The following is a 24,969-nucleotide window of genomic DNA, read 5'->3' as shown; positions in this document are numbered from 1 at the left end:
CAAGGGCAACGCCCCCTCTGTGGCGAGGGAGCAAGCTCCCTCGCCACAGGTCTATGTCTGGAGGGGACTAGCGCACCTTGAACCGCCCCATGATCGCATTCACCCGCGTGTTGGCCTCCAACAGTTGCCGGGTGTTGTTCTCGCTGGCCAGGCCGCTTTCCACCAGTTCCTCCACCATATGGCGGATTTGCACCATGCTGCGATTGATCTCCTCGGTCACCGCGCTCTGTTGCTCGGCGGCCGTGGCGATCTGGGTGCTCAGGCTGTTGATCTGGCTGACCGAGCCGGCCATTTCGTCCAGGCCCGAGTTGACCCGAGAGGTCGCGTCGGCGGCCGACTGGCAGCTGGCCTGGGTGTTTTCCATGGCCGAGACCGATGAACTCACGCCTTGGGTCAGGCGGGTCAGCATTTCGTTGATTTCCGAGGTGCTGGCCTGGGTACGGGCGGCGAGGGCGCGAACTTCGTCGGCCACCACGGCAAAACCACGGCCTTGCTCGCCGGCCCGAGCGGCCTCGATGGCGGCGTTGAGCGCCAGCAGGTTGGTCTGCCCGGCGATGGCGCCGATCACACCCAGGATCTCGGTGATGCGCTGGGCGTCCTGTTGCATGCTCTCGACCTTGCGGGTGGCGCTGGCGACTTCATCGATCAACGCCACCACACTGTTAGACGCCTCACCGACCACCACGCGGGAGCGATCGGCATGCTCGTTGGCGCGTTGGGTGAACGCCGCGGTCTCGGCGGCGTTTTGGGCGACGCTTTCAGCCGTGGAGCTCATCTGAGTGATGGCAGTCACGGTCTGGTCGGTTTCCGAAGCGTGGCGCATCAGGATTTCGCTGGTATGGGCCGAGGTCCGTTGCAGATCGCCCAGGCTCGACGCCATGGCGCCGGTGGCCTGGGTGACTTCACCGATCATGCCTTGCAGGTAAGCGATGAAGCGGTTGACCGAGTGCCCGATCGCGCCCAATTCATCCTCGGCCCGGATGGTGATGCGTCGGGTCAGATCGGCATCGCCCGTGGACAAGGCGTCGATGTTGCCTTTGAGCACCTTCATGCGATGGGTCAACTGGCGGATTGCGTAAAGCTGTATCAAGACCAGCAGGATCACCATCGGAATCTGCAGCAGGCTCAGCGTGCTCAGCACATCGTCGCGTTGGGCGGTGATCAGGCGGGTCGGCAATGCGGTGGCAAGGAACCACGGCGAACCTTCGATTGGGCGCATGAAGAAGGTGCTGGCCTCGCCCTTGTTGTCGAACTCGACCCGCTGCAACGGCTGGTCGCGCTTGGCCAGGCCCGCCTTGATCTGGGCGGCGAATGGCGAGGTGGCCGCCAGTTCGCTGATGTTCTTCAGCACGATCGGCCCGCTGATGCGTGAACTGTTGCTGATGATTTTGCCGTCGCCTTCGACGATCAGCATCTCGGCGCTCAGGTCGGCTTCCTTGCGTGCCACCAGTTCATTGAAGAAGCCCAGGGTCACGTCGATGGTGGACACGCCGTAAGGCACGCCGTTTTTCTGGATGGCCATGGCGCAGTTGGTGCGCGGTTCGGCGCTGGCGTCGTCTTTATAGGCCGCGGCCCAGGCGCATTTGCCCGGTGGGGTGGCCATGCCGCCCTTGTGCCAGGGTTGCTCGTAATAGTTGGGCGCGGCGTCACTGTTCCAGAAGGTATTGACCACCAGTTTGCCGGACGCGTCGCGGTGCCAGAACGTGCTGAATTTGCTGCGTCCCTCGGCCCGCTGGTTAGGCAATGGCCAGATCCCGCCGCCGAAGACTTTCAACTCGCCGTACTGGTCCACCAGCCCCGGCAACACTTTGTCGATGGCATCGCTGTCGAGCAGCGGGATGGTCTGGGTGATGCTGCGTTGCTGCGCCTGCACCTTGTTCAGTTCGCCCTGGATCTGCTCGGCGACTTCGGCGATGCGGTTCAATGCCACTTGCTCCTCGGTATAGCGCAGCTTGGGAGCGACCAGGTAACTGATGCCGACGACGGTCAGGATCGATAACACCAGCATGAACAGAACCAGAAACAACGTGTAGCGGGCCTGAATGGTGCGCAATGACGGCATGGGGTATTCCTTGCACAGGGGCGTCTGTCGGAAGCAAATGGGATGAGCGTTCCAATTTGTGTCGGCTTCCTGGCCGGGAGCTTGAATGCCGCGTACCGCTTTCGTCAGGCGGCCGAGCTGGCCTGGGTGTCTTTCCAGGCTTGGGCGCGAGCCTGCCAGTCATCATGGAGCCGTTGCATGGGAGCGGAATACAGGCTGAGTCTGCTCGGCTGTGCAACCCGGTGGAAAAGTGCCTGCCAGCCTTGTGCGGTGTCGATGGGCATTATCCCTGTGAAGAAGAACCCGGCGGTCATCAGCAGGCGACAGTCCGTGTTGAAGTGCCGACCGAGTCCGAGCCGCACCGAAAGTGGCCAGTGGACCGGCAGGCGGCGCAACTGCTCGACGAGGCCGGCGTCTACGCGCGCTGCCACGATGTCGATTCGTCCGGGCAGATGGTTGATGCGCAATGGCTGTACCCCGGCAGGACCCTCGTCAGGGCAAGTCCCGAATTGTGATGCCAGCGGAGCCATCAGCCATTGGTATTGCGCAGGCCATTGGCGCTCCGACAGCGGTCGAAGGTGGCCGCTGACGACTTGACAGCCGATCACAATGGTTTCGGACTGGTCCGTTGCGAACGGCGAGGGCACATAGTCGGGTAGCAAACCGACGTTGTGAAAACCAAGCCGTTGGGCCAGTCGTTGGCTGTAGGAATGGCTGGTGACCTGTTTGATCGACAGCCTGGCGAGCCCAAGCTCCCGGCTGCCGTCCACCAGTTGTTGTCCCAGTTGCGTGGCGATTTGTCGGCCTTGTAGCTCGGGGTCCACCGCAACCAGCGCCAGCTCAGCGTCTTGCGTTACCGGCCCGTGGCGGCACAGCGCGGCATGGCCGACCACGCGGTCGCCTGTCACGGCGACCAGCGAATGCCAGCGGCCCAGCAGATTGTGCTGGCCAATCACCTGCGGCATGTAGACGTCAGGCGAGACGTAGTAATCGCCATACACCCGGCGGAACAGCTCGCAGGTGCTGACACTGTCCGTAGACCTGAACGGTCGGATAACGAAATGGCTCATCAGGCGCTCCTCGATGCCAGGGGCGCGTAGACCCGACGATCCACTATCGACAGGTGCTTGCCGGAGCGGGGGTGGCGTTCCAACTCCCATGGGTTGCACGCCTGGACGTCAAGGTGGAGTTGCTTGAGCCCTGGGTATTGCTCAATCAAGGCGGCCTTCAGCGCACGGGATCGGGTTTGGCCAGCGTGCGCCTGTGCGTCGGATACCCACTTGAGCGACACCCGGTCATTGCCCTGGACGTGCTCGATGAGCAATTGCCACTGCAAACCGCCGCCCACGCGCCGGGTGATCTCGCCGATGTCTTCGGGAAACAGCGACAACACGCCAACCCGTACGCGACGGCTTTCAGCACTGCGCCCTTGAAGGGCGAACTTGCGCTGGGGGGTGCCGGCAGGCTCGCACCAGATGGCCCGGTCTCCCACCGGGTATCGGACAATCGGCATCAGGGTCCGGGTGAAGTTCGTCACCACCAGGTTTCCAGCCTGACCACACGCCTCGATCACCTCGCCGCTCAGCTCGTCGAGGATTTCCACCCGCGTCTGTTCATCAAACACACGGTGCTCGCCCAAGCCGCAGTCCGGTGTGCTGGCACCCACCAGCCCGGCATCGACGCTGGCATATCCGATTGACGCGAAGCGAGCATTCGGGAGGGCGCGCTTGAGTGTCGGCAGTTGGCTTTCGAACAGGTTTTCGCCGCCAAACAGCACGGTGGTGACCTGTGGCAGCATTCGCCCTTGGCCATTGACATGGCTGGCGAACGCCAACAAATGCGCAGGTACACCCACCAGCACGTTGATGCGGTGTACGGCGATAGCATCGGCCAATACGTCGAAGTCCACCGACCCGGAGAAAGGGAATTCGGTAATGGGGGTGTCTACGCAGCAAAGCGCTCCGTGGATAAACAGGAAGCTGGCATATAAGTCTCCCGAAAAGAACAGATTGGCGATCCGATCCCCAGTGCCCAGTTGGGCGGACAGGCTGCGCCCAAAGCAATCGAGCATCAGCTGCCATTCCGCGTGGGTGTATACCGACAGTTTGCCTTGGCTGGTCGTACCGCCGGTTTTGAAAACCAGTGCATCCTTGATTTCAGCGGTCAGTACCTGCCAGTTGTTCAGGTCATGACTCCCTCTCCAGTATTCATTTACATCCACAATGGGTAGCTGATTGAAATCCCACCCCTGGCCAGGTAAATGGCCTAGTTGCCCTTTATAAAACGTCGAATACGTGCGGATATGGTTGAACCATTGCTCGTAGGAGAAAGAAGCATTCATCAGGATTTTCTCAAGGCTTAAAAGTCTGCTTATCGAATGGCGGGCGAGATCAACTAGCCGGGCATCCTGCGGTCGATCACCAGCGGGACTTTGCCGCTGTGTTTGTTACGTTCGAAACCCTCGACCGGACAGCTCTGCACTTCCACGACCAGCAACGCGGCATTGACGGACGCACGTAGCGGCGCGATCTCCAGCACTTTGCTTCGTACCGTTTCGGCGTCGCCATCGGTGCGGATCAGTAAATGCTCGGAACCGCTGCGTTGATGGTCGAGCACGATCTGGACGGCCGCTTGCGCCCGCTCGGCCAGTTCGCCGGTATTGATGAATTCCGTCGCGATGCGCACCAAGCGGCCGTGGCGCCCACGCAGCTCGAATCTCGGCGACTCCAGGCCGCACGTGCATGGGTCGTAAACCCAGCGTCCAAGATCGCCAACCTCATATCGCTGGAGAGGGCGCGCCTGGCGGATGCGGGAGCTGAACAGCAGGCGTCCGGTCTGCCCCTGACTGACGGGAGCGTCTTGTTCCACATGGACGATCTCCAGCGATTGGAGGCTATCCATCAGGTGGAACACGCCGTCGTCGCTGCCGATGCAGGCATGGCCGAGCGGGCCTGCATCCACGGTGCCGTAGATGGCCGAGCGAATGCAGGTGACCCCGCATCGCTGGAATAACGTGCGGCTGTCTTGCCCCAAGTGCTCGCCACCCAGCATGACCTTGCGAACGCCACCGTAGCCTTGGAGCGCTACGTATTGGGAAGAGAACAGTCGCTGCAGGGTGCTTGGCATGCCGATAAGCGTGTTGATCCGGTGAGCAACGATCAACTGCGCGATCTCCTCGAAGTTATCGTCTGGTGGCGCACTCATCGGGTAATGCACAACGTTCATCTGTTCCAGGATTTTCGTGAAACTCAGGAATCCGCCATACAGGCTGCCGCCATAGAACAAATTCATGACTCGATCCTGTGCAGGTTCAAGGCCCGCCGCGCGCAGCCCGTCGGCGGCGGCGCGCATATGGTGATCGAAATCGCGGTAAGTGTAGGGAGACAGCACGGGGGCGCCACTGCTGCCACCCGAGCGGAAGAACAGTTGTGCCTGCGGCGCCGGGGGCAGGGCGAGGAATGCGGCCTTGTCCATGATCGGTGTCGAGGCGTCATGGGACAAGGCTGGCGCAGGTGCATCCAGCGTCACGCGTTGGCTCGCTGCATCAGGTTCAAGTCCGACCGATACACGGCGACTCAATCGCTGGAGCGCGTATACGCCATCGTGGGGTTCGCCGTCATAGCCCTGCTGGATCTGCGCAGTGGACGCCACGCGGGAAACGCCGGCGCTTATCAGACGGCGCGCCAGTGCAGGTGCCCGTTCCGGCTCACAGATAAGTGCGCAGCTCTGCAGCACGTTCCGCCATGGCAGCAGGGTTTCAGTGAGCATCGCTTCGGGTACTGGCCGTAGCAACAGCGTGCGAAACAGCGGGGAGGGTTGCAGTCTGCGGTGGTGTTCCCAGAGGATGCGCCAATCGCGGCCCGCCCAGACCTGGCCGATTTCCTTGGCGAAACTGTAATCCAGGCGGGCCAGCGCCGTCCGGGTCGTGATCTCGCAGGCTTCGGCGGCAGTGGGTTCCAGGGTGGGCCAACGCCCGGTCCGGCGTTCGAACGCGGTGGCCAAAGCGCTGCCCAATGCTTGTACTTGCGCAGGCTCATCGCTGTCCACCAGCAACCATTGCGGGCTGGAACAGGCCTGTTGATCGAGGCGGCAAACTTCATCAACCAGATCATCCAGCGCCTGCGCGCTGGCAGCGAGCGGCGTGATATAGGCGAAGCTGATCCTATGGCCCCAATCGATCCAGCGACAGCCACTCGGAATCTGCTCACGCAACGCCTTCAAGGCTGTCTCGCCGCCCCAGGCGCTGACGCCGTGCGCCAGCGCAAAGAGACGGCCGGCCTCCCGCGAGGGGACGGGCAGTACCGCCAGATAATCGTGCAAGCGGCCGCCCGGATCGCACCCCACGAATGCAGCCAGCAGCCGGGCCGTGAGGTCGCCATCACGGGTGCTGGGGCGCAACCAGTTCACATTACCCGCCAGCAGGCCTTCCAGCACTGCGCAGAATCCCAGCAACGGTGAGTTGCCCGGCGTCACGTGTACTACCAGGCCCAGTGGCTGCCAGCTTTCGAACGCGCCATCGCCGTAATCGATGCGCCGGAGTGAGCGCGCGTCGGTGCCCAGCTCCCGCTCCAGTTTGAGTTCCAACTGCTGACGTTCGCAGAAGGCAACCAAGGCTTGGCGCTGATCCTCATCGAGCAAAGAATCCGGGGCCGCCGTACGCAGCCAGTGCACGAACGCCTCCGCGCAGTCGAGCACCTCTTCGCTGCGAGGCGGGGCTTGCAGCAGGGCGGGCAGTTGCGCTTGAAGGCGTTTAAGTGCGGCATCGAGCGTCAGCTCGACGTTCAGTTGGCCATTGATGAGATACATGTCAGTTTTCCTTGATCAATTCGGCAGCAGCCATGGCGCAGCTTCGACTGGCACTGGTGCCGGCGCGGCCGTGCAGTTCGAACCACTGGGTGGGCAGGCCGCACGCGCAATTGGCCGGATGCAGGGTCGCCAGATCGCTCATCACCACGGCGTGCGCGGGGCTCGAGGAGATGTAGGGCGAGACGAATGACAGTAACCCCGGCTCGCCAAAAGGCTGGACGCCGAAGTCCGAGGGGTGACGCACGAAGACTTTCGAATAGACCGGCACGTGGAATCGATGGTGGGCGCATTCGATGTAAGGCACCGCGTGTTCGACCGCCCCGTAGCCGTCGCGGCACCTCTGGGCGTGAATGCCCAACTGCCGGGTGATGCGTTCGTAGACCTGATGGCGAGGGATTTCCTGGGCCGCCTGTTTCTTCCAGCCACCCCCCAGGAAAACCAGCGACCCGGGGGCCAGTTTCAGGTCATCTACATCGGTTTCGCGCATGCGTTCGAGGACATGCCACAGCAGCGCTGGAAAGCCGAATATTCTCACTGGGAGCCCCTCTTCGGCGAACGACTGCAGGGCATTGATGACGCCAAAGACGTCGAAGTCGTGGCCTTTCCCGGTACGTCGCAGCGCGTAGGCGACGCGTTTGGCGGGTGCGAAGCGGCACAGAAACTGATCGGTATACGCTGTGCCGAGCCGATTGGCGGCTTCGGGTTCATGGCTGAAGAGAAGGTAGTTGCATGGCTCAGGTGAAGACCAGCCGTAGTGTTCGAAAATGTTCGCGACCATTCCCTGGGCCGCCGCCATGCTGCGCTCGTCATAGCACATGCGGCTTTTCTGCCCGCTGGTACCCGAGGAGGTGAGCTCCAGCGCGCCTTCGGCGGTGGGGCTGAGGAGCATTCTCTGCTTGAAGTAACTGGCGTAGATCGGTGGCAGGCGCGACCAGTCCGTCAGGTGTTCCAGGTCATCGACCGAGAGTCCATTGGCGTTGAGCCAGTCTCCATAACCGGGGGTGTGTTGACTGTGGAACAGGCTGATCTCAGCCATGGCTTTGTCGAACAGGCCCGCAGGTACCGAATCGCAGTCATACGGACGGTGCAATGCGCACAGTGCATCAGCATAGGGAAAATGGATCATCAGCTATTCCTCCGCAACGGTGAATTCAGGCGTGGGTAACGGCTGCAACCTGAACAGGTGCAATGGCAAAAGACAGCAGAACCCGGCGATGCCGACCATCAATGCGAAGGATTCAAGGCTCGCCCCGGCCCCCAGCAGTGCCAGCAGCGAGCCCGCCACGCTCATCACGGCGATGGAAATCATCCCGACCATGGCCGAGACCAGCCCTTTGCTGTCCTCGCTGGCGAACAGGGCCAGCCGATACAATGCGGCATTGCCCATGCCGAGCCCGATCGCATAGACCGACAGGGCACCGATCAACACGGGCAACGAAAGGCTGAACTGGCTGGCAATGACCAACGTGATCAAGCCGGTGCAGAAGGGCCATAGGCTGTAGCCGACCACCCGGCGCACGCCGACCCGTTCGACCAAGGCGTTGAGCAGGAGATTGCCCAGGATCACCGCAGAGAACACCGGAATCTGCCAGGCGCCGTATAACAGTGGCGTCAGGCCCTGGCCTTGGATCAACAGCAATGGAGACAGGCCGATCCAGGCAATGAGCGGCAGACTCATCAAGCCCAGCGCGACGCTGGCCGCCATGAACCCCGAATGGCCCAGCAGAGCGCCGTATCGCCGGACAAGGAAACGCATGTCGAGTGGCTCGACGGTCTGCGCTTTACCTAGGACGCGAACCGCTGCACCGATGTTTCGCGGCATGAACCACCATAAGGCTAGCCAGCTCACTGTCCCGAGGCCGGCCAGCAACATGAACAGTTCGCGCCAGGACAGCCATTGCAGCAACAGCCCGCCCGCCAAAGGCCCCAGCAGGGGCGAGAGAAGGGCAACATTGCCCAATAACGCCATGACTTTCACGGCAGTGGATTCGCAAAAGACCTCTTGTATCGCGGGATAGCTGACCGCAATCACAAAGCCCAGCCCCATCCCTTGGATCAAGCGCAACCCATTGAAGCCTTGCATGCTGGTGACCTGGGTGATTGCCGCGCAGGCCAGCGCGAATCCGGCACATCCGACAAGCATGAACGGGCGCCGGCCATGGCGATCCGACAACGGACCGATCAACCACGGCAACATGACCCCGCCCAACAGGTACAAGTTGAATGCGTAGGGGATCTGACCCGCAGGCGCATCCAGGTCCTGGGTCACCTTGAGCATGGCGGGCATGACCAGGTCACTGGCCAGGTAGGTAAGGCATTCGAAGAGGGCGATCGCCAGGCAGAAGCCTGTCAGGCGGATGGGTGAAGAACGGGGCGGCTGATTATGCATAGGGTCCCAACGTTGGTTTCCGAAAGAAGAAATTCACTTCTTTTTCGAGAATACGTTGGCGACTCCTACGGTCGTAAGGCGCCTTTTCCTTCAATGAGTAGTGGAAAACGGACCTGAGCTTGTAGGAAGTGTCGCTCAGAAGAAAATTACAACGGCTGCTGGGAAATATTCTTACGGTCAATACAAACAGGTCATCAATCGTTTACAACCGCAGTCGCGCGAAAATGCGCGATGGTTGTACCCTATGCCTTGCCTGTATCGCGCAGGAACAAAAGGCAGCAGCGGGCCTGGGAAGCACGCTGGATGCAGAACGGATCACTTCAGGAAGCTGTCAATGACACATTCACAACGTTTGAAATACTCGATTCTGATCGTCCTCGTCGTCCTGGCGATCATGCTCGGACTGTCCTGGATGCAGGGCAAGGGCATGATCAGCGAGCAGCTGTTTCAATACATCGCTATTGCCGTGGCGGTCATCGTGGTGGTGATCAACGGCGTGATGCGGCGCAAGGTCAAGCCTTGATCGCCGGCTTCAATTCCTCGGCCTCGAGCACGGCCATCGCGCTGGGGTGCAGGCGGTAGCTTTTATCGGGGTTGAGGGTCACGACGCCCTCGCTGCACAGGCGCTTCAACACCTCGCGCACGCTGAGAAAGGACAATGGAATGTCCAGCCCCAATAACTGGCTGTGCACACCACGCACTCCCAGGCAGCGGTTTTCGTGGGCGGCCTTGAGCAGCGCGTCGATGACTTTGAGGCGAATCAGACTGGTCCTGAGCCCGAAGCTCTTGAGCAGGCGCCTGATGTGGTCATTGCCGCCGCGTTCTGGCGGCCTCTCGAATTCACGGTGTGTGGCGTTCAGCGAGACGCCGGTCGGCCTTGGCTTGCCCTCCATAGGCAGTTGCGCGTTACGCATGCAAAAACTCCTTACCAGCCTGTTCAGAAAAGGTCACGAATACTCTCCTGTAATAGGACGAACGAGGGCACACAATCATGAGGGCCATGATGTGAAAAAATTGCCCCTGCTTCGTCAAACCCCCGTGTTCAAGCGGCGTCAGGGCATTAATTTTTTTTCATCCGGTTCGTTTTCAAGGTAGGCACATTCCGGTTCAGCACGCGGCGTGTGATTTCCCAGGCGAGCCGAGTGGTTGTCTATTGGCGCACCGGTAGCCGTCCTGGTCTCTGAAGTTTTCATCAGGAGTGAACGTGAGAATGTCCGGGCAGTTATCGAGGGTTGGCCTCGCAGGCGCTTTTCTAGGGATCGCTCTCGGGCTCAGTCCCGTGGTCAATGCGCAGGACGATGGGCAACAGGCCAGTGCCGAGATCCGTCGCACCCGTTTTGGCGTGCCACATATCCGCGCCCAGGACGAGCGTGGACTGGGTTATGGCATCGGTTATGCCTACGCCCAGGACAATCTGTGCCTGCTGGCCAATGAGATCGTCACGGTCAATGCCCAGCGCTCGCGGTATTTCGGGCCCGAGCAGGTCACGGTCGAACAGCGGCAGAACCGCGTCAGCGATCTGTTTTTCAGCTGGCTCAATACGCCGCAAGCGGTCTCCGGTTTCTGGCAGGCCCAGACGCCTCAAGTGCAACAACTGGTCGAAGGTTATGCGGCGGGCTACAACCGCGCGTTGGCCGAGCGCAAGGCCAAGGGCCTACCCGAGCAATGCGCCAGCGGGTGGGTGCGGCCGATCACCGCGCTGGACCTGGTCAAATTGACCCGTCGGTTGTTGGTGGAGGGCGGCGTCGGCCAGTTCGCCGAAGCCCTGGCCGGCGCACAACCGCCCCAGGCGACGGCACTCATCGCTGCTCCGGCCGCAAGTTACGCTGCCGCCGCGACCCGGCAGCAGCGTTTTGCCCTGGAACGCGGCAGCAATGCCCTGGCCATCGGCAGTGATCGCTCGTTCAACGGTCGCGGGATGTTGCTGGCGAACCCGCATTTCCCGTGGGTGGGGGGCATGCGTTTCTACCAGATGCACCTGACCATTCCCGGCAAACTGGACGTCATGGGCGCAGCGCTGCCAGGCCTGCCGATGATCAACATCGGTTTCAGCCAGCACCTGGCCTGGACGCACACCGTCGACAGTTCCAAACATTTCACCCTGTACCGCCTGCAACTCGACCCGAAAGACCCGACCCGCTACCTGCTCGATGGCAAATCCGTACCGATGAGCCAGCAGACGGTCACCGTGGACATCAAGCAACCCGACGGCCAGGTACAGACGGTTTCCCGCGTGGTCTATGGCTCGCAGTTCGGCCCGATCGTGCAATGGCCCGGCCGGTTGGACTGGGACAACCGGTTCGCCTACAGCCTGCGGGACGCGAACCTGGAAAACGATCGCGTGCTGGCCCAGTGGTATGCCATGAACAAGGCCGTCACGCTCAAGGATTTGCAGGATGCCGTCCATAAAATCCAGGGCATTCCCTGGGTCAATACCCTGGCGGTGGACGACCAAGGGCAAAGCCTCTACATGAACGTGTCGGTGGTGCCGAACGTCGACGCCGACAAACTGGCCCGGTGCAGTGACCCCAGGGCCGGATTGCAACTGATCGTGCTGGATGGCAGTCGCAGCGAATGCGCCTGGGGCAGCGATTCCAAAGCGGTGCAAAAGGGTACTTATGCCGCCGACAAGCTCCCGCAGTTGCTGCGCCGCGATTACGTGCAGAACTCCAACGATTCGGCCTGGATGGTCAACCCTGCGCAGCCGTTGGCCGGTTATTCCCCGGTGATCAGCCAGCAAGGCCAGCCGCTGGGCCTGCGGGCGCGTTTTGCGTTGGAGCGGATGGGCCAGTTGGCCAAGGGCGGACCGGTGAAGGTGGAGGATTTGCAACGCATGGTCATGGACGATCAGGTGTACCTGGCTGACCAGATGATGCCGGACCTGCTCGGCGTTTGCGCCGGTGACCTGGGGGGCGATGCTTCGGCATTGGCCGAGGCCTGCGCCAGCCTCGAGGCCTGGGATCGCAAGGCCGGCCTGAACAGCGGCCTGGGGTTCGTGCATTTCCAGCAGATCATGGAACGACTGCAGGCAGTGCCTGATTCATGGCGCGTTGCGTTCGATCCCAAAGACCCGCAACACACCCCGCGCGGCCTGGCGATCGAGCGACCGCCGGTGCTCAAGGCTGTGCGCGAAGCCATGCTGGCTTCGGTGGCGGCGGTGAAGGTGGCGGGTCTGTCGAAGGACAGCCGATGGCAAGACGTCCAGGTGGCCAGCAGCGGTAGCCGACAGACGCCAATCCATGGTGGCCCCGGGGAGTTGGGCATCTATAACGCGATCCAGAGTGTGCCGGGGGCGAACGGCAAGCGGGAGGTGGTCAGCGGTACCAGCTACCTGCAAGTGGTGACGTTTGACGGTAAAGGTCCACAAGCCCAGGGACTGTTGGCATTCTCCATTTCCAGCGACCCTGCTTCCCCTTATTCGGCCGACCAGACCCAGGCTTTTTCGCAGAAGCAGTGGAGTGTGCTGCCCTTCACCGAGCAGCAGATCAAGGCTGATCCAGACTATCAGACCGTGATTATCCGTGAGCGTGATGAGGCGGGCAGGGTGGCGACGCAATAATCGCTGTTGTAGTGCAGGCGAAGGGGCAGTCACATTCAATTGAATGCAGGCTGACCCTCCGTCATCGCGAGCAAGCTCGCACCCACAGGAGATTGTTGGCGTTTGGGAAATTACAGGCCGGCAGAGATCCAAACTGTGGGCGCGAGCTTGCTCGCGATGAGGGCGGCACATTCAAGATCGAGTCAGACTGATCCATCGCTATCGCGAGCAAGCTTTGCTCCCACAGGGGACGCAATTACTGGGCCGGCCGCTGCCCGATGGAGTTGAGCACCGGGTTGCCGTCCTTGTTCTGGGTCAGGTAGACCGGCAGGACTTTGGGCAACGAAGCCACCAGGTTCTGCACTTCGCTGATGTTGTAGACCCCGCCGACACGCAGGCCGCCGGTGCTGTTGTCAGCCAGCATGACGGGACGGTCGAGGTAGCGGTTGATCAGCGGCAAGGCGTCGCTCAGGGCAAGGTTGTCCAGTACCAGCTTGCCGTTACGCCACGCCAGCGAACTGTCGTTGGGGTCTGTCTCGCGCACTTGCGGTTGATGGTCGCCCGCCTTGTAGCTCGCTTGCATGCCCGGCGAAAGTTGCAGGCCATTACGAGAGAGCGCCTGGTTGCTGGTGACCCTGACCGAGCCTTCCACCAACGTGACCCGCACCTGGTCCTGGTACATCCAGACGTTGAAGCGAGTGCCGGTTACACGCACCTGGCCTTGGCCGGCGCGCACGACAAACGGATGCTGTTTGTCATGGCTGACGTCAAAAAACGCCTCGCCCTTTTCCAGGGTGACCCGGCGTTCGTTTTTGTAGTTGGCAAAGGTCAGCTCACTGCCCAGGTTGAGTTCCACGTGGCTGCCGTCGCCCAGGGTGATATGGCGCACGCTCGTGCCGGCTTCGAACCGCTGGTAGGAATTGGCGATCCAGTCCAGGTTCCAGCCGGTGTAGGCGGCCACGGGCAGGCCGACGACGAACACCGCGGCGGCGACAGCCAACCGGCTCCAGCGCGACCGGGGTCTGGACGCTGGAGTGACGGCGGCTGCCTCGACACGTGGCAGATGATCGGCAACGTCCCAGATTTCCAGCATGGCTTCGTATTCGAACGCATGCAGGGGATCGGCATCATGCCACTGCTTGAATGCCTGCCGTTCGGCATCGGTGCAGTCGACGGCATGCAGTCGCATACACCAATGAGCTGCGGCATCGGTAATGGCGTCGTATTCGGCTTCCGAGAGGGTATGTTCGGTCATTGATTCGTCCTGGTTTGCCGCATTCTAACCTTCGGTATGAGCTGCCGAGAACTGCCGTCATGGCGTTTACGCATCAATGAGCCTGTTTTTTTCGCTCAAACACGGATCATGGCCTACCGTCGCATACTTGGCGTGAAAAAAAGATCAAATAACCCTTTGCCCAGATCACGGCACCGCAAGTTACCGGGAAGGGCGCACATCGAGTTGCCGCCCTAATTCGCAAATCAAGAGCGTGATCGAGTCGGCGTTGCGAAGTATGACGTCGATGCGCTTGTCCGGCAAAATCGGATCCAGAAAAGCATCGCGAGCGTGATCCATGGTTTTGGCGCCGGTGATCTTCAGGATCTCCTGAGTTGTCTCTTTGTATAAAGGCAGCAGCTCCAACTTCTTGTAGGTGTTGTCTGCGCTATCCCATTGCGTGAACAGTTTGGGTTTTGGGGTGGTCAGCGAAAGTCCGTTGAGCTGCAGGTCCTTTTGCTTGTCGTATTGTATTTGCCCTAGATAAGTCGCTGTTGAAATCAAGTCGAGGAATGGCAGTACCGAGTCCAGATAGGCGATGTCAAAGGTATTGAACAACTGATGGGAAATTTCATGGATGAAGGTCGCTCCCTGGGCATGGGCATCGACATTAAAGGAGTCGGGCACGACGGACTTGTACCAATCCAGTCCCATGTCGAAGAAAAACTGGGTGAGGTAGATTCTTCCCACCGCCGCCGGTTCGAGAACGAACGCAGTCGCCCTGTCCTCCAGGTGTTTGAGGTTGCCGATAACGATGCGGTCCGCATTTTGCAGTTCCCAGGAGGGATCGGCCAATGGCTGGCATATCGGCGAGATTGCTGTCTCTATTTTGCTGATAAGACGGGCGTCGACGCTGCCGACACCAAAAAACAGTTTAAGGTATCTGTCCAGTCGAGAGCCCGGAAGAACCTGTTGCTTGAGTTGATGGAGATTGTGCAGGGCATTGAACGAGTAGAACCGCGCCGTCTCCAGCGCCTGCACGATTGCATTTGCCCGGTGCGGATATTTCCGACGTATCTCAGCCATGCCTCGCGCTTCAATATTCAATGAACCTTTGGCTTTGAAGTCGCTATAGGTTATAGCCATCTTCGACCCGGCCTTACCAAAACGGATGGTTTGGCGCCGTGGGTCGATCCCCCATGTCCGGTCGTCCGAGGACTTTTTCAACAACGGCCCTTCACCGTGCTCATGAATGATTCGCCAGGTTTGGTCGGCTTTTGCTACTTGAAAGACTTTGCCGGCCAAGGGGATATAAAGCTTGCCGTTTTCTATGGCCTTGTACGTTCCATCAGACAGGTTTCTTTGCAGGTTAGATAGGCTGATACCCGTGGCTTCGAAGACGCCCAGGTCGGTACGCAGTTGACCGGTGGAAGCGATGTCCTTCCAGTTGAGCGTCGACGGGACACTCGGCAAGGCCGGTCCAACGGGATCGAGCAGGCCGAATGTATCGTCACGATTGAGCAAGCCCAGCGATACCATCTCGGCGGCGCCGGCGATGAAGTTGTGCAAGCCGGTTTTCCAGTCACGCGCTTGCAGGGCCTCGGAGGACGCTTTGAAGTCCTGGTAGCTTTCCCACAGCGTTTCTATGAACGTCAGTTTGCCCGGCAACTGTCTTCCCACTAACCGGATGCCCGAGCTGAACAGGTGCAAGGCCGTGGTCCAGTCGAATTGGCGCTTGTCCTGCGCCTGGGAACTCAACAGCTCTGCCAGCAACCTCGTGTTGTCATCGAACAGTGCGTCGAGCAGGTTGGTGCGGATGGGGTTGGAACCCAGGGTGATTTCCGAAAGGTGCCCAAGTGTCGAAGCGAACAGGTTCCTGAAAATGGCTTGCTGGTTCTCGGGAAGCCGGCGGATCAGCAGATCCTGGAGCGCGCCGGGGGTGTTGAAGGCCGCGACCACGCTCGCTTCGTCCTTGAACTCGGTGAAGCAATGACCTGAGTGATAAGGGGAATACAGGACAAGGGGGTGGGCTGCCTGGGCGCTCGAACCCACCAGGTAGAGCCCCAATGCCTTGACCGCCGCCGCGCCGCCGGTCTTGATCAGCTCCACAGGGCGAAACAGCGCGCTGGCGCCTTCAACCGCGCTGCGGGCGATGGCGTCCGGCATATCCAGTACCTGGCGAATCAGGTCGAAGGCCTTGCTGGAGAGATGTTGCTGTAGGTGCCGTGCGTGAGCGTGTTGCAGCAGTTGCCAGGGCAATTGTTGACGGAACCGGCGCTTCCTTTGCTGGACTGGCGCGCCAGAGCCGGAAAGCGTGTCCACGACCTGTGTTCTGTAGGCGGTGGAAATATCCAATGACGACAATATTTGCCTGACCGCCGTCTCGTTCAAGCCGTCAGGCAGTTTGCGCGGGGCGGTCGACGAAACCTTGAAGTCGTTTCGGGTCACGTCGACATGATTCAAGGCAAAGTCGGTCAGCGCGCTGGCCGGCCCCACGACGGCAAGGTTCGGTGTGATCTGGAGGGTGTCGGGGTCGAGGTTTTTTCCAGGGAAACGTGCGTCCAGCAGCGCCCTGAGTTTTTTATGCACGTAGGTGCGCAATGGCTCGATACCGTCCAGATAGTCCTTGGCATCGGCATCGACCACGCTGTTCTTGTATTGCTCAAGCAGTTCGATATGCAGGCGCCGGTCTTCCAGGGGCGCTGTGCCGAGCCAGGCGGGCAGTTTCTGTTGTCGCCTGTTGGCTTGGGCGATGTCCGCGGCGCGTTTCAGGTTGGTGGGTGCGCCTTTGGCCAGCAAGGCGTCGAAACTTTTGCGCAACGCCGATCCGCTGAGTTTCCAATCCCCGACTTTCAATGTGCTCAAATAACTGCGCTCGGCCTTGAACTGTTCGATGAACGACTTCATCCGATTGACCAGCACATTGTCTTCCAGCAGTTCATAGGCCTGGAGTTGGTAGCGTCCATGGGGAAGGCGCTGCGCGGGCGCCAGGTTCGATAGCCAGGCAAAGCGTTTTCGAGTGTCCAGCAGGCCTTTGTTCAACTGCTCCGTGGCCAGGTCTACGCTCGTAAAAGCCTGTAGGCCGCTGGTGGGGGACCAAAGGATGGCCATGCCCGAGTAGGGGGTATCCAGGCCGCCGCGCTCGGTCAGCAAAAAACAGTTGGGCAGGCGCAGGGAAACCGCGCGCCCTTCAGCTTGGCACGTCAGCTTCAACGAATAGACATCCGGTCGAAAGCCTCTGACGCCCAGGCGCTGCGTGCGGTCCGGGTGGTCAGCGTCGTAGGCGAAAACGTTCCTGATCAAGTCATGGGCGGCTGCCGGTAGCGTTCCGTCACGTTCTCTGAGTTCGGCCTCGGCGCGCAGGCCCAGTGAGAAAACGTTGGTCAGTTCAGGCAGCAGCTTGTCCAACCCGCTGTGCAGCAAAGTCGTGTTGGCGGGTGGCAAGTGGATGAAGTGGGTGTGAAAGGTGTCTTCGACATCGGTGTAGCGCTTGATCTTCCTCTCCAGTTGGTCGGCCATGAAGTTGGACGGTCGCAGGTCTCCGTAAAATGCTGGTCGTGTGCCCCAATGCCCATCGGTTTTCTGATCCAACAGGCTTTTGTTGATCAAGGTACGGACATCCAGCGCCTTGTCGATGAGTGAATGGAGGTTGACGTCGCCCTGGCGGGACATCTCCAACGCGTAGTGAAGATTGTCCAGCTGCTTGGCGATGATCGCGTCAGCCAAGGCCTCGGCCACCGGCAAGTCCACCGATTCGCCTGACACTTGTGGCTGGTCCAAGCGCAGGAAACGGTTGCGTTCGTCCAGGCTCAAGAGGTTGTAGAGCGCTTGCCTGGGCTCGGCGGTGGCTGGGGTATTGAGCAGCGCATCCTTGAAACCCAGGTAGTTGGCAACCTTTTGCAGGCCGTGGTTGGGGGTGTAGAGATAATGATCCTTGCCACTGATCATCAACGAACCGGCCAATTCGACGAAGTGCGGTTCATATTCCCAGAGACGAATCGTTTCGATGAACAGCAGTGGTTCGTCCCGGCGCGAAGGTCTGAACAGGCGCAGCAGCTCCTGGTTTTGCGCTTCGGTCAGTTGCCCTTTTTCGCGCTCGATCAGGATCGCGGCCCGCAGTGCGTCACGAATGATCCGGGCAAGAAAGTCGCGGCGCGACCGGTAGAAGGGGCTATTTGCCTGCCAGTAGGCATTGATGCATTGGCTGAGCTTGGGGATCAGGTTCCTGGCCGTGGCCTTGATGATGCCTTCCCATTGTTGCGCCGTGTGTGCGGTCGTGCCGGGGTGAGTCAGGTCGACGTCATGCCCGGCGGGCCAGCCCTGATGGTGGAAGTAGACCAGCACGGCGTCGCTCAACGGAATGCTTTCAGTGACCGGGATAGCTTGGGTATCGCCCAGCGGGACACCCTTGCGCAGGGCCACACGTGCCTGTCGTTGATCGAAGTTGGGAAGCCGTTCGCTCAAGGCTTCGTTCAGCATCGAGGTCAGTGTGGGCAGTTTGATCAGCTCATCCACCATGGCCAGGGCATTGAGGCTCTGGGCGTATTCGATGGCTTCGACCTGCGCCTTGAAAACGTCTTCGTTGATGATCTGGCTGGTCTGGGTGATGTCGGTGGTGCTGTTCAGTTCGCTGCGCTGGGAAATCGCCAGGTAGCGAAACAGGTCGTCGCGCCCCGCGGTGTCCTGCAGCATTTCATCGATCTTGTTTTCGAGGGCGTGCGAGTCGTTGAATTTGCGGATCCCTCTGTCTGGCGTGTAAAGGAACGCGGGCTTGAGGTCGGTTCCGTCGTTATCTGCCAGGGCCTTGAGGGTAAAGCAGCCGGCCAATGGGATCGGTGCCTTGTTCCCGGCCTGGAGCAGAATCGTCTCGGCGGCCATCGGTGGTCGCTGCGCCGCACGTTGTGCATGGCTGGGCAGGGCGACATGGTGCAACCAGTCGAGGTCGGCCTGGGTCAGTCCAGGGGGAGCGTTCAACTCAGCCAGGCGAGTGGCGTTCAATACCTCGGGAAATAGCAGTGGCGTGGTTTCAGTGGTCATCGTTGCTTCTCGATCAAGGCGCCGCAAGACGGCGCGGAAGCGGCCAGACTAGGCAACGATGGATGGGCAACGGTGGTACATAGTTATTGCGCGTCGGGCTTCTTTGATCTGCGCTGGGAAGGATTGACAGTGCGCGCCTGAAACAGTGTTTAATCACCGGGCGGGTCCTTTACGCTGTCGCTACCTCCAACAATCATTCCGGAGCTTCAGATGTCTGCGCCATCCGATCATGCCGCTTCTTGCACCCTGTCCTTCGATGCTCTGGTGAGTTTGCTGGAGAAGATTTTCCTGCGTCATGGCACATCGACCGAAGTCGCCCGGTGCCTGGCTGAAAACTGCGCCGGGGCCGAGCGCGACGGTGCCCATAGCCATGGTGTGTTTCGCCTTCCCGGTTATGTCTCGACACTGAACAGCGGTTGGGTCAACGGCAAGGCCGTGCCGGTGGTCGAAGACGTGGCGTCAGGGTTCGTCGCGGTGGATGCCGGTAACGGCTTTGCCCAGCCAGCCCTGGCCGCCGCGCGGTCATTGCTGGTGGAAAAGGCCCGCGGCGCCGGTATCGCCGTCCTGGCCATTCGCAACTCCCATCACTTCGCGGCGCTCTGGCCGGATGTCGAGCCCTTTGCCTACGAAGGCCTGGTGGCATTGAGCGTGGTCAACAGCATGACGTGCGTGGTGCCCCATGGCGCGGATCGTCCATTGTTCGGCACCAACCCCATTGCCTTCGCTGCGCCACGGGCCGACGGTGAGCCGATTGTCTTCGACCTGGCCACCAGCGCCATCGCCCACGGCGACGTGCAGATTGCAGCGCGCAAGGGTGAGTTGCTGCCGCTGGGCATGGGCGTGGACAGCCTCGGTCAACCGACCCGCGACCCCAAGGCGATTCTCGAAGGCGGCGCGCTCCTGCCGTTTGGCGGGCACAAGGGCTCGGCGCTGTCGATGATGGTCGAGTTGCTGGCGGCAGCCCTGACGGGGGGCAATTTTTCCTTCGAGTTCGACTGGAGCAATCATCCGGGCGCCAAGACGCCGTGGACCGGCCAGCTGTTGATCGTGATCGACCCCAGCAAGACCGCCGGGCAAGACTTCGCCGAGCGCAGCCGGGAACTGGTCAGGCAGATGCATGGCGTCGGGCTGCGGCGGTTGCCGGGAGACCGTCGTCATCGCGAGCGCAGTAAGGCCAATGAGCGGGGGATTCCCCTGGATGAGCAGACGTTGGCGCAGTTGCGGGAATTGGCGGGCATTTGAACCACCGACGGTGGCAGCCAGCGCGGTTGCCACCGGCGTTTATCACGGCCCCGCGCCAGAGCCTTGCCGTGACACGCTGCGCCAAGCCTTCTACTATGACGGCTTCTTTTCTCTGGAATCGCCTGGATGAGTAAGCCCGGCCAAACAGTGCTGATTGCGCTGCGCAAGATGATCGCCTCGGGTGAGCTGGCCGCCGGCGAGCGCTTGATGGAAATCCCCACGGCCGAGTTGTTCGGTGTTTCGCGCATGCCGGTGCGCATGGCGTTCCGCACCCTGGAACAGGAAGGGCTGCTGGTGCGCTTTGGCGGGCGAGGTTTCCAGGTGCGTTCGGTCAGCGCCGAGCAAATCGCCGGGGCCGTGGAGGTACGTGGCGTGCTGGAGGGGCTGGCGGCACGGCAGACGGCCGAGCATGGTTTGTCTGACGAAGCCCGCGCGATACTCGAGCAATGCCTGGTGCAGGGCGATGAACTGTTCGCCAAAGGTTACGTGACCGAGGATGACCTGGAGGTCTATCACGACCTCAACATGCGCTTTCATCAGGTGATCGTCGAAGGCAGCCACAACCCGGCGATCGCCGACGCCCTGGCCCGCAACGATCATCTGCCATTCGCTTCAGTCACCGCCCTGGCGGTGGATCGCCAGAACATGGCCGGCGAGTTTCGCCGCTTCAACTATGCCCACATGCAACACCATTCCGTGTTCGACGCACTGATCAATCGCCAGAGCGGCCGTGCCGAGGCGATCATGCGCGAGCATGCCAATGCGACCCTGCGCTACGCTGAAGTGTTCGGCTCGAGGCTGGCTGACGAGCAGATGACGGTGATTCTGCGTTCGGAGTAACCCGCCCGGTTGCAGGTAACAACGGAGTTTCTCCCACTTAAATCCCTTGTGGGAGCGAGCTTGCTCGCGCTAGCGGTGGTTCAGTCGCCATCAATGCTGCAGAACCGACGCCATCGCGAGCAAGCTCGCTCCCACAATGATTTTCGGGGGATTGGAGGATTTGTATTCACCACAAATCCTCTGTGGGAGCGAGCCTGCTCGCGATAGCGGCGGGTCAGCTTGCATCAATGCTGGATGTGCCGACTCACACAATGGTTTCGGGTGATTGCAGAGTTTGTATTCACCCTAAATCCCTGTGGGAGCGAGCTTGCTCGCGATTGCAGTGTGTCAGTCACCATCAATGCTGCTGAGCCGACGCCATCGCGAGCAGGCTCGCTCCCACCGTGTTCAGTGTTGTTCAGATGTTAGAGGTCGAGTACCAACACCGGCGTCTTCGACCTGGAGCAACACGGGGTGAACTGGTCGTTGCAGGCCTGCTCAGCTTCGGTCAGAAACATATCCCGATGTTCCGGTACACCCTCCAGCACCCGTGTCAGGCAGGTGCCGCACACGCCTTGTTCGCAGGAGATCGGAATCTCGATGCCATGACTCTCCAGCACCTGCACCACGCTGCGGTCCGCCGGCACGTCGAACACCTGGCCGCTGCGGGCGAGCTTGACTGAAAAGCTGCCGTCGGCACGGGTGTCGGCAGGGGCGGCGGCGAAGTATTCGCGGTGCAGGCGGTCTTCCTGCCAGCCCTGGCCCTTGGCGGTGTCGAGCACGTGCTGCATGAAACCCCCGGGCCCGCACACGTAGAGGTGCAGGTCGTTATCGGGGGCGGCCAGCACCCTGGCGGCGTCCAGCAGGGTTGCGGGCTCCTCATCAAAATGCAGAAACACCCGGTCAGCGTAAGGGGCCTGGTGCAGGCGTTCGACAAAGGCCGCACGGTCCCGGGAGCGGGCGCAGTAGTGCAGTTCGAACGCCGCACCGCTCTGGGCCAAGTGCTCGGCCATGCACAGGATCGGCGTGATGCCGATGCCTCCGGCAAACAGCAGGCTGCGCCGGGCCTGGGGAGCAAGCGAGAACAGGTTGCGTGGTTCGCTGATGTGCAAGCGCATGCCAACGTGGATCAGCTCATGCAGGCTGCGCGAACCACCGCGGGACGCCGGGTCCTTGAGCACGCCAATCAGGTAGCGATGCCGTTCCTCGGGATGATTGCACAGCGAGTACTGGCGAATCAGCCCGCCGGGCAAGTGCACATCGATATGGGCGCCGGCGGTGAAGGCCGGCAATGGCTCGCCGTCGACACGGGTCAGTTCGTAGCTACAGATATCGAGGGCTTCGTTGTGTCGCGCCGTGACCTGGACTTCGATCATGGCCGTTGCTCCGCCGGTTGCGGCTGATGGCTGCTGGCGATCAATCCGGCTTGAGGCTCGCGCTCCCGTGCGATCCAGCGCTCCAGCACCCGCCGGGACTGCACGCCGCCGGCATCGATGTTGAGCTTGAGCAAGTTGCGCTGCGGATGGTCCAACAGGTTGCGCTGCTGGCGTTCGAGCATTTCCAGGTCTTCGCTGAAAATCTTGCCTTGGCCTTCGCGAATGGACGCGGTGAGGGCTTCATCCTGGGGCTGGAAGTGCCGGGCCATGCCCCAGAAGTACCAGATCGAGGTTTCGGTTTCCGGCGTGATGAAGTCCACCACGATGCTCGACGCCTTGAATTGCGGCGCGGCGTGATAACCGCCGTTGCCGGCATGGGCCACACCCACTTCGATCAGCACATGGCTGGGCGGGGTGAAACGGCAGATCTGCCAGCGGTCCACCGGCACGTCATCCGCCAGGTTGTTGCCGCGCAAGGCCATGCGCCAGAACGGCGGGGCCATGATGTTTTCCATATGCCGGGCGGTGACCACTTCATCACCTTCGACGGTGGTCACCGGCGGCGCCTCGTCGATTTCCTTCTGGCCAATGCTCGAGGCGTGGACATAGGTTTCGTGGGTCAGGTCCATCAGGTTGTCGATCATCAGGCGATAGTCGCACTGGATATGGAACAGGCCACCACCGTAGGCCCATTCATCGCTTTCGGCCCATTCCAGATGATGGATAAGCGCCGGGTCGGCCAGCGCCTGCTCACCGGGCCAGACCCAAATGAAGCCATAGCGTTCCTGCACCGCAAAGGTCTTGTTGCAGGGGAATCCCCGGACCCGTTGCCCCGGCATCTCGACGGTCTTGCCATCACCGCCCATCACCAAGCCGTGATAGCCGCACACCAGATTGCCGTTTTCGACGTACCCCAAGGAAAGCGGGGCGCCGCGATGGGGGCAGAAGTCTTCCACGGCTGCGACCTTGCCTTCATGCCCCCGGTAAAAAGCCATCTTTTCACCACAAATCTGGCGACCCAGGGGCTTGTCGGCGATTTCATCGGGTGTGCAGGCAACGTACCAGGCGTTTTTGGGGTACATGTCGGATCTCCAGGCGGATGTTGTTCTTGTCTGTGGATCCATTAACTCTCTTAACTAATTTGCTTGTCAACGGTTTTGCCGGATAAATGGATAATTTGCGATGTCAGTGGATCCATTGATTGGATATCGGGCGATTATTCCAGTACCGACAGGCCGCCGGCACCCGAGGCTTCAATGAACGGCCGCAGGTGCGCTATGGTTCACAGAACGAAGTATTCCTGGACCTGCCGGGCGGGTGTCTGATTGTCTCGCGGGCTTGCTGCTGCACAACACGGAGTGATGCATGAAGACCAAAGCGGTACTCACTGAGCAGGACGTTGCGCAATTGCTGGTGGAGGCCAAGGCGCTGGCTCACCAGCGTCAATGGGCGGTGTCGGTCTGTGTGGTGGACGACGGTGGTCATCCCCTCGGGCTGTTGCGCCTGGATGATGCCTCGCCATTATCGGCCTATATCGCCACCGAAAAAGCCCGTACGGCTGCCATGGGCCGGCGTGACAGCAAAGTTTTCGAGGACATGATCAATGGCGGTCGATTCGCGTTTCTCAGCGCTCCGCACCTGCAAGGCATGCTTGAAGGTGGAGTGACCATTCGTCATGACGGGCAGTGTATTGGTGCTATCGGGGTGTCTGGGGTCAAGGCTGAGCAGGATGCTGAATTGGCTCGTTTGGCGGTGGAGAAGGTATTGCCGGTGATCACTCCGGATGCCTGAGGTTTTTGTTGATCGAGTACATATCCGTTGCTGCGGTAAAGGCGGCTTATGGTTCCGCCCTGACGGCGGGTCACTTTTGAGAAGCGCAAAAGTAACCAAAACGCTTCTGCCCCACCACTCGGTGCCTCGCCTAGGCTCGGAAGGCATTGCTCCGTGGGCCGCCGCGAAGGGCCATCCATGGCCCAGCACGGCTAACCCGGCATCCATGCCGGGTTGCCCACTGCGCAATATCTTCGTTCAGCCAGCGTGGTTAACGGGGCGCCCGAGATCAACGTCCACCGCGAGGCGGCCTGATAGCCGACCTGGCTCTTGGTGGGACCGCGTTTCTCCTGTGGGAGCGGGCTTGCTCGCGAAGGCGGTGGTGCAATCACATGGATGTTGGGTTTGCTGGCCTCATCGCGAGCAAGCTCGCTCCCACAGGTGATCTTGGGTGTTCATAAGTCTTGTGTGTTCACCACAGGCCCAGTGTGGGAGCGAGCTTGCTCGCGATAGCGGTGGTTCAGCCACCTAGATGCCGGCCTGCGTCCCGCTCTTGCTCTTGCTTTGGCTCTTGATCTTGATCTGGACGCCCCGTTAAACCACGCTGGCCGAACGCAGGCATTGCGCAGTGGGCATCCCGGCATGGATGCCGGGATAGCCGCGCTGGGCCATGGATGGCCCTTCGCGGCGGGCCCACGGAGCAATGCCGGAGTGAGGGCACACCGAGCCTAGGCGAGG

The 24,969-nt window shown here is 60.8% G+C and carries 16 protein-coding genes; 5 read left to right on the top strand and 11 right to left on the bottom strand.

From position 1 onward, the window contains the following. Positions 1 to 67 precede the first annotated feature (67 nt). From AC515T_RS15450 to AC515T_RS15425, 6 genes are all read right to left on the bottom strand, one after another. Positions 68 to 2,062, bottom strand: coding sequence for a methyl-accepting chemotaxis protein (locus AC515T_RS15450; protein WP_496529010.1), 1,995 nt, complete (start codon positions 2,060 to 2,062; stop codon positions 68 to 70). A 104-nt stretch (positions 2,063 to 2,166) separates the two neighbouring features. Further along, entirely contained in the window at positions 2,167 to 3,111 is a 945-nt protein-coding gene (locus AC515T_RS15445; RefSeq protein ID WP_496529009.1) for a GNAT family N-acetyltransferase, read from the bottom strand. Then, complete coding sequence (locus AC515T_RS15440) at positions 3,111 to 4,382, bottom strand: phenylacetate--CoA ligase family protein (protein WP_496529008.1); 1,272 nt, start codon at positions 4,380 to 4,382, stop codon at positions 3,111 to 3,113. Before AC515T_RS15440 ends, AC515T_RS15445 begins: the two co-directional genes overlap by 1 nt. A gap of 53 nt (positions 4,383 to 4,435) precedes the next feature. After that, a complete protein-coding gene (locus tag AC515T_RS15435) occupies positions 4,436 to 6,847 on the bottom strand; it encodes an acyl-CoA reductase (protein ID WP_496529007.1) in 2,412 nt (803 codons plus the stop codon). 1 nt (position 6,848) lies between these two features. After that, on the bottom strand, positions 6,849 to 7,973 hold the full coding sequence (locus tag AC515T_RS15430) for a LuxE/PaaK family acyltransferase (protein WP_496529006.1): 1,125 nt from the start codon (positions 7,971 to 7,973) through the stop codon (positions 6,849 to 6,851). Positions 7,974 to 7,976: 3 nt separating this feature from the next. After that, the gene (locus AC515T_RS15425; protein ID WP_496529005.1) at positions 7,977 to 9,236 is read right to left on the bottom strand and encodes an MFS transporter; all 1,260 of its coding nucleotides are present in this window, start codon (positions 9,234 to 9,236) and stop codon (positions 7,977 to 7,979) included. Positions 9,237 to 9,570: 334 nt separating this feature from the next. Between AC515T_RS15425 and AC515T_RS15420 the strand changes: the two genes are divergently transcribed. Further along, entirely contained in the window at positions 9,571 to 9,759 is a 189-nt protein-coding gene (locus AC515T_RS15420; RefSeq protein WP_042731964.1) for a hypothetical protein, read from the top strand. Here AC515T_RS15420 and AC515T_RS15415 read toward each other — a convergent pair. Beyond that, positions 9,749 to 10,150 (bottom strand): fe2+ zn2+ uptake regulation protein, encoded by a 402-nt coding sequence (locus tag AC515T_RS15415; RefSeq protein ID WP_496529004.1) that lies wholly within the window; start codon positions 10,148 to 10,150, stop codon positions 9,749 to 9,751. The genes AC515T_RS15420 and AC515T_RS15415 overlap by 11 nt on opposite strands. A 296-nt stretch (positions 10,151 to 10,446) precedes the next feature. Here AC515T_RS15415 and pvdQ point away from each other — a divergent pair, with 296 nt between their 5' ends. Continuing rightward, a complete protein-coding gene (gene pvdQ / locus AC515T_RS15410) occupies positions 10,447 to 12,795 on the top strand; it encodes a bifunctional acylase PvdQ (protein WP_496529003.1) in 2,349 nt (782 codons plus the stop codon). 235 nt (positions 12,796 to 13,030) lie between these two features. On the opposite strand, the gene AC515T_RS15405 is transcribed toward pvdQ, so the two are convergent. Then, positions 13,031 to 14,029, bottom strand: a complete 999-nt coding sequence (locus AC515T_RS15405; RefSeq protein ID WP_496529002.1) for a FecR family protein — start codon at positions 14,027 to 14,029, stop codon at positions 13,031 to 13,033. A gap of 180 nt (positions 14,030 to 14,209) precedes the next feature. After that, positions 14,210 to 19,024 (bottom strand): dermonecrotic toxin domain-containing protein, encoded by a 4,815-nt coding sequence (locus tag AC515T_RS15400; protein ID WP_496529001.1) that lies wholly within the window; start codon positions 19,022 to 19,024, stop codon positions 14,210 to 14,212. A 210-nt stretch (positions 19,025 to 19,234) separates the two neighbouring features. Here AC515T_RS15400 and AC515T_RS15395 point away from each other — a divergent pair, with 210 nt between their 5' ends. Beyond that, positions 19,235 to 20,266, top strand: a complete 1,032-nt coding sequence (locus AC515T_RS15395) for an Ldh family oxidoreductase (protein ID WP_496529000.1) — start codon at positions 19,235 to 19,237, stop codon at positions 20,264 to 20,266. A 126-nt stretch (positions 20,267 to 20,392) separates the two neighbouring features. Next, complete coding sequence (locus AC515T_RS15390; protein ID WP_496528999.1) at positions 20,393 to 21,106, top strand: GntR family transcriptional regulator; 714 nt, start codon at positions 20,393 to 20,395, stop codon at positions 21,104 to 21,106. A 404-nt stretch (positions 21,107 to 21,510) separates the two neighbouring features. Here the strand turns inward: AC515T_RS15390 and AC515T_RS15385 are convergent, their stop codons facing one another. Then, positions 21,511 to 22,461, bottom strand: coding sequence for a PDR/VanB family oxidoreductase (locus AC515T_RS15385; protein ID WP_496528998.1), 951 nt, complete (start codon positions 22,459 to 22,461; stop codon positions 21,511 to 21,513). Next, positions 22,458 to 23,543: a Rieske 2Fe-2S domain-containing protein gene (locus AC515T_RS15380; protein WP_496528997.1), complete on the bottom strand. Its 1,086-nt coding sequence runs from the start codon at positions 23,541 to 23,543 to the stop codon at positions 22,458 to 22,460. Before AC515T_RS15380 ends, AC515T_RS15385 begins: the two co-directional genes overlap by 4 nt. Positions 23,544 to 23,826: 283 nt before the next feature. Here AC515T_RS15380 and AC515T_RS15375 point away from each other — a divergent pair, with 283 nt between their 5' ends. Beyond that, complete coding sequence (locus AC515T_RS15375) at positions 23,827 to 24,252, top strand: GlcG/HbpS family heme-binding protein (RefSeq protein ID WP_496528996.1); 426 nt, start codon at positions 23,827 to 23,829, stop codon at positions 24,250 to 24,252. Positions 24,253 to 24,969 lie beyond the last annotated feature (717 nt).

Source organism: Pseudomonas sp. FSO-7 (assembly GCF_059579345.1).
This window is presented reverse-complemented; position numbering and strand designations above follow the sequence as displayed.

Excerpts from the sequence above, each read along its gene's own strand:
- AC515T_RS15375 (WP_496528996.1), top strand. The coding sequence starts at position 23,827 with ATGAAGACCAAAGCGGTACTCACTGAGCAGGACGTTGCGCAATTGCTG.
- AC515T_RS15445 (WP_496529009.1), bottom strand. The coding sequence starts at position 3,111 with ATGAGCCATTTCGTTATCCGACCGTTCAGGTCTACGGACAGTGTCAGC.
- AC515T_RS15415 (WP_496529004.1), bottom strand. The coding sequence starts at position 10,150 with ATGCGTAACGCGCAACTGCCTATGGAGGGCAAGCCAAGGCCGACCGGC.
- AC515T_RS15380 (WP_496528997.1), bottom strand. The coding sequence starts at position 23,543 with ATGTACCCCAAAAACGCCTGGTACGTTGCCTGCACACCCGATGAAATC.
- AC515T_RS15385 (WP_496528998.1), bottom strand. The coding sequence starts at position 22,461 with ATGATCGAAGTCCAGGTCACGGCGCGACACAACGAAGCCCTCGATATC.
- AC515T_RS15390 (WP_496528999.1), top strand. The coding sequence starts at position 20,393 with ATGAGTAAGCCCGGCCAAACAGTGCTGATTGCGCTGCGCAAGATGATC.
- AC515T_RS15405 (WP_496529002.1), bottom strand. The coding sequence starts at position 14,029 with ATGACCGAACATACCCTCTCGGAAGCCGAATACGACGCCATTACCGAT.
- AC515T_RS15420 (WP_042731964.1), top strand. The coding sequence starts at position 9,571 with ATGACACATTCACAACGTTTGAAATACTCGATTCTGATCGTCCTCGTC.
- pvdQ (WP_496529003.1), top strand. The coding sequence starts at position 10,447 with ATGTCCGGGCAGTTATCGAGGGTTGGCCTCGCAGGCGCTTTTCTAGGG.
- AC515T_RS15425 (WP_496529005.1), bottom strand. The coding sequence starts at position 9,236 with ATGCATAATCAGCCGCCCCGTTCTTCACCCATCCGCCTGACAGGCTTC.
- AC515T_RS15440 (WP_496529008.1), bottom strand. The coding sequence starts at position 4,382 with ATGAATGCTTCTTTCTCCTACGAGCAATGGTTCAACCATATCCGCACG.
- AC515T_RS15435 (WP_496529007.1), bottom strand. The coding sequence starts at position 6,847 with ATGTATCTCATCAATGGCCAACTGAACGTCGAGCTGACGCTCGATGCC.
- AC515T_RS15395 (WP_496529000.1), top strand. The coding sequence starts at position 19,235 with ATGTCTGCGCCATCCGATCATGCCGCTTCTTGCACCCTGTCCTTCGAT.
- AC515T_RS15450 (WP_496529010.1), bottom strand. The coding sequence starts at position 2,062 with ATGCCGTCATTGCGCACCATTCAGGCCCGCTACACGTTGTTTCTGGTT.
- AC515T_RS15430 (WP_496529006.1), bottom strand. The coding sequence starts at position 7,973 with ATGATCCATTTTCCCTATGCTGATGCACTGTGCGCATTGCACCGTCCG.
- AC515T_RS15400 (WP_496529001.1), bottom strand. The coding sequence starts at position 19,024 with ATGACCACTGAAACCACGCCACTGCTATTTCCCGAGGTATTGAACGCC.